7 protein-coding genes are annotated in these 7,806 nt (G+C 72.0%); 6 read left to right on the plus strand and 1 reads right to left on the minus strand.

Annotation, left to right across the window (positions count from 1 at the left end):
• Nucleotides 1-48 precede the first annotated feature (48 nt).
• From FNH04_RS36875 to FNH04_RS36900, 6 genes are all read left to right on the plus strand, one after another.
• Nucleotides 49-1,686 carry a GMC family oxidoreductase gene (locus FNH04_RS36875; RefSeq protein WP_228031820.1) on the plus strand — a complete coding sequence of 546 codons (1,638 nt, stop codon included), beginning with the start codon at nucleotides 49-51 and terminating at the stop codon, nucleotides 1,684-1,686.
• Complete coding sequence (locus FNH04_RS36880) at nucleotides 1,686-2,846, plus strand: quaternary amine ABC transporter ATP-binding protein (protein ID WP_228031821.1); 1,161 nt, start codon at nucleotides 1,686-1,688, stop codon at nucleotides 2,844-2,846. Before FNH04_RS36875 ends, FNH04_RS36880 begins: the two co-directional genes overlap by 1 nt.
• Entirely contained in the window at nucleotides 2,846-4,807 is a 1,962-nt protein-coding gene (locus FNH04_RS36885) for an ABC transporter permease (protein ID WP_152790200.1), read from the plus strand. Before FNH04_RS36880 ends, FNH04_RS36885 begins: the two co-directional genes overlap by 1 nt.
• A 1-nt stretch (nucleotide 4,808) precedes the next feature.
• Complete coding sequence (locus tag FNH04_RS36890; RefSeq protein WP_152790201.1) at nucleotides 4,809-5,768, plus strand: ABC transporter substrate-binding protein; 960 nt, start codon at nucleotides 4,809-4,811, stop codon at nucleotides 5,766-5,768.
• A gap of 204 nt (nucleotides 5,769-5,972) precedes the next feature.
• Nucleotides 5,973-6,320 carry a hypothetical protein gene (locus FNH04_RS36895; protein WP_152790202.1) on the plus strand — a complete coding sequence of 116 codons (348 nt, stop codon included), beginning with the start codon at nucleotides 5,973-5,975 and terminating at the stop codon, nucleotides 6,318-6,320.
• Nucleotides 6,321-6,346: 26 nt separating this feature from the next.
• The gene (locus FNH04_RS36900; RefSeq protein WP_322724912.1) at nucleotides 6,347-7,531 is read left to right on the plus strand and encodes a glutathionylspermidine synthase family protein; all 1,185 of its coding nucleotides are present in this window, start codon (nucleotides 6,347-6,349) and stop codon (nucleotides 7,529-7,531) included.
• Here the strand turns inward: FNH04_RS36900 and FNH04_RS48180 are convergent.
• The coding region (locus FNH04_RS48180) for a hypothetical protein (RefSeq protein WP_228031822.1) at nucleotides 7,521-7,806 on the minus strand (286 nt) is incomplete at its 5' end. The genes FNH04_RS36900 and FNH04_RS48180 overlap by 11 nt on opposite strands.

Genomic DNA, 7,806 nt, shown 5'->3' on the forward strand with positions numbered 1-7,806 from the left:
CATCCAGGGCCCGATCACTCCCTCCCCCCATCCAGGAGTACCTCGCCCATGCACGAAGAAACGCAGCAGTTCCCCGAAGAAGCGCACCCGCACGCGGCGGAGACGCAGCGGTACGCGGACGAGACGCGGCAGCACACCTACGCGACGCGGCAGCACACCTACGACTACGTCGTCATAGGCGGCGGCACCGCCGGCTCCGTCATCGCCTCCCGCCTCACCGAGAACCCCGACGTGACGGTCGCCGTCATCGAGGGCGGGCCCAGTGACGTCGGCCGGGACGACATCCTCACCCTGCGCCGCTGGACGGGCCTGCTCGGCGGCGAACTCGACTACGACTACCCGACGACCGAGCAGCCGCGCGGAAACTCCCACATCCGGCACAGCCGCGCCCGCGTCCTCGGCGGCTGTTCCAGCCACAACACGCTGATCGCGTTCAAGCCGCTGCCCTCCGATTGGGACGAGTGGGAGGCGGCGGGCGCGAAGGGCTGGGGCGCGGTGCCGATGGAGGCGTACTACGCGCGGCTCAAGAACAACATCGTGCCGGTCGACGAGAAGGACCGGAACGCCATCGCCCGCGACTTCGTGGACGCCGCGCAGACCGCCCTGGGCGTCCCCCGCGTCGAGGGCTTCAACCAGAAGCCCTTCACCGACGGCGCCGGCTTCTTCGACCTCGCCTACCACCCCGAGACCAACCAGCGCTCCAGCGCCTCGGTCGCGTATCTGCACCCGGTCATGGACGAGCGGCCCAACCTCCACATATTCCTGGAGACCTGGGCGCACCAGCTGGAGATCGACGGGAGCCGGGCCGAGGGCGTGCACGTCCGCACCAAGGACGGCCGGGAGCTCCTCGTACGGGCCCGGCGCGAGGTGCTGCTGTGCGCCGGTGCCGTCGACTCGCCCCGGCTGCTGCTCCACTCCGGCGTCGGACCGCGCGCGGACCTGGAGGCGCTGGACATCCCCGTCACGCACGACCTGCCCGGCGTGGGCGAGAACCTGCTGGACCACCCCGAGTCGGTGATCGTGTGGGAGACGCAGGGGCCGATCCCGGAGAACTCCGCGATGGACAGCGACGCCGGACTCTTCGTGCGCCGCGACCCCGAACACGCGGGCCCCGATCTGATGTTCCACTTCTACCAGGTCCCGTTCACGGACAACCCGGAGCGACTCGGGTACGAACGGCCCGCCCACGGAGTCTCGATGACGCCCAACATCCCCAAGCCCAGGAGCCGTGGCCGCCTTTACCTGACCAGTGCCGACCCGGCCGTCAAACCCGCCCTCGACTTCCGGTACTTCACCGATGACGAGGACTACGACGCGCGCACCCTCGTCGACGGCATCCGTATCGCCCGCGAGATCGCCACGACCGATCCGCTGGCCGGATGGCTCAGGCGCGAGGTGTGCCCGGGACCGGACGTCACCGGTGACGAGGAGCTGAGCGAGTACGCGCGCAAGGTCGCCCACACCGTCTACCACCCGGCGGGCACCTGCCGTATGGGAGCGCCCGACGATCCACTCGCCGTCGTCGATCCCGAGCTGAGGATCCGCGGCCTCGACGGCATCCGGATCGCCGACGCCTCCGTGTTCCCGACGATGACCGCCGTGAACCCGATGATCGGCGTGCTCATGGTCGGCGAGAAGTGCGCGGACCTCGTCGGCGCCGTCGCCGCCACCGGGGGTGAGGCGTGATGGGTACGGCCACCGCCACGAGCACCGGCACGGACACCGCCGCGGGCGCGCCCGTCTTCTCCGTCGAGGGACTGTGGAAGGTCTTCGGGCCGAAGGCCGACCGCGTGCCCGCCGACCCCGAGCTCACCGCGCTCCCGCCGGCCGAACTGCGTTCCCGTACCGGCTGCACGGCCGCCGTCCGGGACGTGAGCTTCGACGTGCGCAAGGGCGAGGTCTTCGTCGTCATGGGGCTGTCCGGCTCCGGCAAGTCCACGCTGGTGCGCTGCCTCACCCGGCTGATCGAGCCGACGTCCGGCCGGATCGCGATCGACGGCGAGGACGTCCTCGGCATGGACCGCGCCCGGCTGCGCGAACTGAGGCGCCACCGCGCGTCCATGGTCTTCCAGCACTTCGGTCTGCTGCCGCACCGGTCCGTGCTCGACAACGTGGCGTACGGCCTGGAGATCCAGGGAGTCGGCAGGTCCGAACGCCGCTCCCGCGCCCGGGAAGTCGTCGCCAAGGTCGGCCTGGAGGGCATGGAACAGCGCAGGCCCGGCCAGCTCTCCGGCGGCCAGCAGCAGCGCGTGGGGCTCGCCCGGGCGCTCGCCGTCGACCCCGAGGTACTGCTGTTCGACGAGCCGTTCAGCGCGCTCGACCCGCTGATCCGGCGGGACATGCAGGAGGAGGTCGTACGGCTGCACCGCGAGGAGGGCCGCACGATGGTCTTCATCACCCACGACCTGAACGAGGCGCTGAAGCTGGGCGACCGTATCGCCCTCATGCGCGACGGCCAGGTCGTGCAGCTGGGCACGCCCGAGGAGATCGTCGGCTCGCCCGCCGACGACTACGTACGCGAGTTCGTGCGCGAGGTGCCGCGCGAGCAGGTCATGACCGTACGGACGGCGATGCGGGCGCCCGAGTCCGCGGAGGAGGCGGGGCGCGGCCCTGCCGTGGCACCCGACGCCACGGTCTCCGAGGCCATCGAGGCCGTGGCCCGCACCGGCACCCCCGCGCGGGTCGTGGACGAGGGCCGCTGCGTCGGCGTCGTCGACTCCGAGGCGCTGCTCGGAGTGGTCGCGGGCGTGCCCGCCGGTGAGACGCCGCTGGTCCCGAAGCAGCCGGCACCGCTGCCCGTGCGGCGCACCCGCGGGAAGGCCGGCGCCGACGAGGAGGCGGTGTGATGGCCACCGTCACCGCCCCCACCGTCCGCACGCCCCTGCCGGGCTTCCTGAAGCACCGCGTCCTCGCCAAGCTCACCCTGCTCGCCCTCGCCGCGGCCGTCCTCGTGCCCGTCGTCAACGCCCGCTGGGCGAGCGGCAGCTGGCCGGACGCGCTGACCGTCGACCTGTCCGAACCGCTCGGCCGGGCCAGCGACTGGATCATCGACAACCGGGACAGCCACCCGCTGTTCCTGTACTTCTTCGGGCATGTCAGCAACGCGGTCGTGCTCTCCGTCCGCGCCGTCTACCTGGTGCTGCTCGCGGCCGGCTGGGCGGGCGTCACCGCGGTGGCCGCGCTGGTCGCCTGGCGCGCGGCGGGCCTGCGGCTGGCGCTCGGCACGGCCGTCGCGTTCCTCGCCTGCGGGCTGCTCGGTATGTGGGTGCCCACCATGCAGACGCTGGCCCTCATGGTGGTCGCCGTCCTCGCGTCGGCCGTCCTCGGCGCAGCTCTGGGCCTCGCGGCCGGACTCTCGGACCGTACCTACCGCGCCCTGCGGCCCGTCCTGGACACCATGCAGGTGCTCCCGGCGTTCGCGTACCTGCTCCCCGTCGTACTGGTCTTCGGCATCGGCGTCCCCGCCGCCGTGCTCGCCACAGTCGTGTACGCGGCCCCGCCCATGGCCCGGCTCACCGCGCTCGGGCTGCGCGGCGCCGACCACGGCGTCCTGGAGGCAGCCGCCTCGCTCGGCGCCACCGCGCGGCAGCGCCTGGTGACCGCCCGGCTGCCGCTGGCGCGCAAGGAACTGCTCCTCGGCCTCAACCAGACGATCATGATGGCGCTGTCCATGGCCGTCATCGCGTCCGTCATCGGCGCGGGCGGCCTCGGCGACCGCGTCTACCAGGCACTCGCGTCGGTCGACGTCGGCGCCGCGCTGGCCGCCGGTATCCCCATCGTGCTGCTCGCGGTCGTCCTCGACCGGGTCACCGGCGCGGCGGGCGACCGGCTGGGTGGCGACGGCCCCGAGACCTCCGCCCGGCTGCGTGCCCTGCAGTGGGCCGGCGCGGCCGCCCTCGCCGTGGCCGTCGCGGTCGCCGTACGCCTCGCCGGCCGTCTCGAATGGCCCGGGACATGGACCGTGAACATCGCCGAGCCCGTCAACCGGGCCGTCGACTGGATGACCGCCCACCTCTACTCGGGCGTCCCGTACGTCGGCGGCACCGCCGACTGGGCGGGCCACTTCACCACCTGGGTGCTCGACCCGCTGCGCTCAAGCCTCCAGGGGCTGCCCTGGTGGTCCGTCCTGCTCATCGTCGCCACCCTCGCCTGGCTGATCGGCACCTGGCGCACCGCGCTCACCGCCGTCCTCGCGATGGCCGCGATCGGGGTACTCGGCGTGTGGGAACCGTCGCTGGACACCCTGTCGCAGGTGCTGGCCGCCGTCGCGGTGACCCTCGTCCTGGGCCTCGCGACCGGTGTCGCGGCCGCCCGCAGCGACCGGGTGGAGCGGCTGCTGCGCCCGGTCCTGGACGTGTTCCAGACGATGCCGCAGTTCGTGTACCTGATCCCCGTGGTGGCCCTCTTCGGCGTGGGGCGCGCGCCCGCCGTGGCCGCCGCCGTGGTCTACGCGCTGCCCGCCGTCGTCCGTATCACCGCGCAGGGGCTGCGGCAGGTCGACCCGGCCGCGCTGGAGTCGGCGCGCTCGCTGGGCGCGAGCAGCGGACAGCAGCTCCGCCAGGTCCAGCTTCCGCTGGCCCGCCCGGCGCTGCTGCTCGCCGTCAACCAGGGCGTCGTCCTCGTCCTCGCCGTCGTGATCATCGGCGGCCTGGTCGGCGGCGGGGCGCTCGGGTACGACGTCGTCTTCGGCCTGGCGCAGGGCGACCTGGCGACCGGTCTGGTGGCCGGTGTCGCGATCGTCTGCCTCGGCCTGGTGCTCGACCGGGTGACCCAGCCGACGGAACGCCGTACCGCGAAGGGAGCGTGACATGCGTACGCGGATGACGGGCGCCCTGACCGCCGCGTGTTCCCTGCTGGTCCTCACCGGCTGCGGCGCCGCCGACATGACCAAGCAGGCCTCACCCTTCGCGAACGCCCAGGGCTCGAAGACGGTGACCCTGTCCGTGCAGTCCTGGGTGGGCGCGCAGGCGAACGTGGCCGTCGCCCAGTACCTGCTGGAGCACGAGCTGGGCTACCGCGTGGACACCGTCCAGGTCGACGAGGTCCCCGCCTGGGACGCGCTCAGCCAGGGCCGCGTCGACGCGCTCCTGGAGGACTGGGGCCACCCCGAGCAGGAGCAGCGGTACGTCAAGGACAAGAAGACGATCGCGCGGGGCGGCGAGCTCGGGGTCACCGGGCACATCGGCTGGTTCGTACCGACGTACTTCGCGAAGCGGCACCCGGACGTCACCAACTGGAAGAACCTCGACAAGTACGCCGACGAGCTGCGCACCCCGGAGAGCGGCGGCAAGGGCCAGCTCCTGGACGGCTCCCCGTCCTACGTCACCAACGACAAGGCGCTGGTGAAGAACCTGGACCTGGACTACCAGGTGGTGTTCGCCGGTTCGGAGGCCGCGCAGATCACCCAGATCAGGCAGTTCGCCAAGGAGAGGAAGCCCTTCCTGACCTACTGGTACTCACCCCAGTGGCTCTTCGAGAAGGTCCCCATGACCGAGGTGAAGCTCCCGCCGTACAAGGAGGGCTGCGACGCCGACCCGGAGAAGGTGGCGTGCGCCTACCCGCACACGCCCCTCCAGAAGTACCTGAACGCCGACTTCGCCCGCTCCGGCGGCAAGGCGGCGGCCTTCCTGAAGAACTTCAAGTGGACCACCGAGGACCAGAACGAGGTCTCCCTGATGATCGCCGACCAGAAGCTCGCGCCGGAGGAGGCGGCGAAGAAGTGGGTCGACGACCACGAGTCCACCTGGAAGGCGTGGCTGCCGCGGTAGGGGGAGCGGGACACGGCCGGGCGCTCCACGTCCACGGTGGAGCGCCCGGCTCGGTCCTTGACCGGAGACGGGGCAGCCGGTGGTGCGCGTAACGGGGAGCCGGTGGGGGGCGTCCTGAAATCGCTCACTAGTCTGAGCGTTCGCGCGGGCCCGGCCGGGTGCCGCGCGACGGTCCCACACGTGTGTCCAACGGGGGAGAAGAACATGGCAGAACAGCGCAGGCGGCTGCGTTCCAGCACGGTCGTGCTCGGCGGTATGGGCGTCATCGCGGCGGCCCTCACGTCCTGCGGCTCCGAACCCGACCGCCGCTGTGTGGACCGGAACAGCTACGACTTTGCCGACGGCTACAAGATCGTCGCCGACAAGAACTGCACGTCGGGCTCCGCGTCCGGCGCGAAGCGCAAGGGCGGCGGCCTGACCACCACTGACGCGGCCTGGTACTACGACGCCGACGTCACCGGCCGCTACGCCGACTACGGCACCTTCAGCCGCAGCGAGGCCGTCGACCGCGACGGCTTCGGCTGCTCGGGCTCCGGCTCGGGCGGCGGCTGAGCGGGCGCACGGACGGACCCGCGACCGTGGAACGCCGCGTCATCGAACCCCGCCCCGGCTGGCAGCAGACCGTCGAGGAACAGGGCCTGATCTACCCGCTGACCCGTTACCCCGACGGCTCCCTGCGCCCGTACTGGGACGAGAGCGCGTACTACGTCTTCTCGCTCCCCGAGGTCGAGGCGCTGGAGGAGGTCGTCGAGGAACTGCACGGCATGTGCCTGGCGGCGGCCGCGCACATCGTCGAAGAGGACCGTTTCGCCGACCTCGGCATCACGGACCCGCACCTCGCCGAACTGGTCGCCGAGGCCTGGCACCGCCGTTCCGAACTGCCGTCCGTCTACGGCCGGTTCGACCTGCGGTACGACGGTACGGGCCCCGCCAAGCTGCTGGAGTACAACGCCGACACACCCACCTCCCTGGTCGAGGCCGCCAGTCCGCAGTGGTTCTGGATGGAGGAGCGCTTCCCGGGCGCCGACCAGTGGAACTCCCTCCACGAACGCCTCGTCGACGCCTGGAGGAAGCAGGCAGCCCTGCTCCCTCCGGGAGGCCCGCTGTACTTCGCCCACTCCGCGGGGGACGAACTCGGCGAGGACCTGATGACGGTCGCCTACCTCAAGGAGACCGCCGAACAGGCCGGACTCGACACCGACTGGATCTCCATGGAGGACATCGGCTGGGACCGTCTCTCCGGCCGCTTCGTCGACAAGAAGCTGGGCTTCATCCGCAGCATCTTCAAGCTGTACCCGTGGGAGTGGCTCACCACCGACCGCTTCGCCCCGCACGTCCTCACGACCCTCGACAACGGCGGCGGTACGGGGACGACGATGTGGATCGAGCCGGCCTGGAAGATGCTCCTCAGCAACAAGGCGCTGCTGGCGGTGCTGTGGGAGCTGTACCCGGGCCACCCGAACCTCCTCCCCTCCTACCTGGACGGACCCGGGGAGCTGGCCTCCGCAAAGGGCTACGTGGCCAAGCCGCTCCTCGGCCGGGAGGGCGCGGGAGTGACGGTGCACGAGCCCGGCACCCCGCCTTCCGTACGCGAAGAGCCCTGCTGTTACCAGGAGCTGGCGCCCCTTCCCGACTTCGACGGCAACCGGGTCGTCCTCGGCGCGTGGGTCGTGGAGAACGAGTCGGCCGGGCTCGGCATCCGCGAGTCGTCGGGTCTGATCACGGACGAGTACGCGCGTTTCCTGCCGCACGTCATCCTGTGAGGGACGCCCACCGCGGGGCGCCGTGCCGGTGCCGGTGCCGGTGCCGGTGCCGGGCGCCGGGCGGCAGCGCCGCGGGCCGGGGCCGGGCGTCAGTGCCGTGTGCCTGAGACCTGAGCGTGGGCCGGCCGACGCTGCCGCCCGACCCGGCGCGCACCCCCGATGGCCGGGCCGGACGGCAGGTCCTCAGCATCGCCCCGGCACGCCCGGCCCCGGTGTCGCGGCCCCGCGCACCGGCGACGAGGGCGTGCGGGTGGTGGGGGCGTGCGCGGTGGTGG

The organism is Streptomyces phyllanthi, assembly GCF_009377205.1.
GTDB classification, from domain to species: Bacteria; Actinomycetota; Actinomycetes; order Streptomycetales; family Streptomycetaceae; genus Streptomyces; species Streptomyces phyllanthi.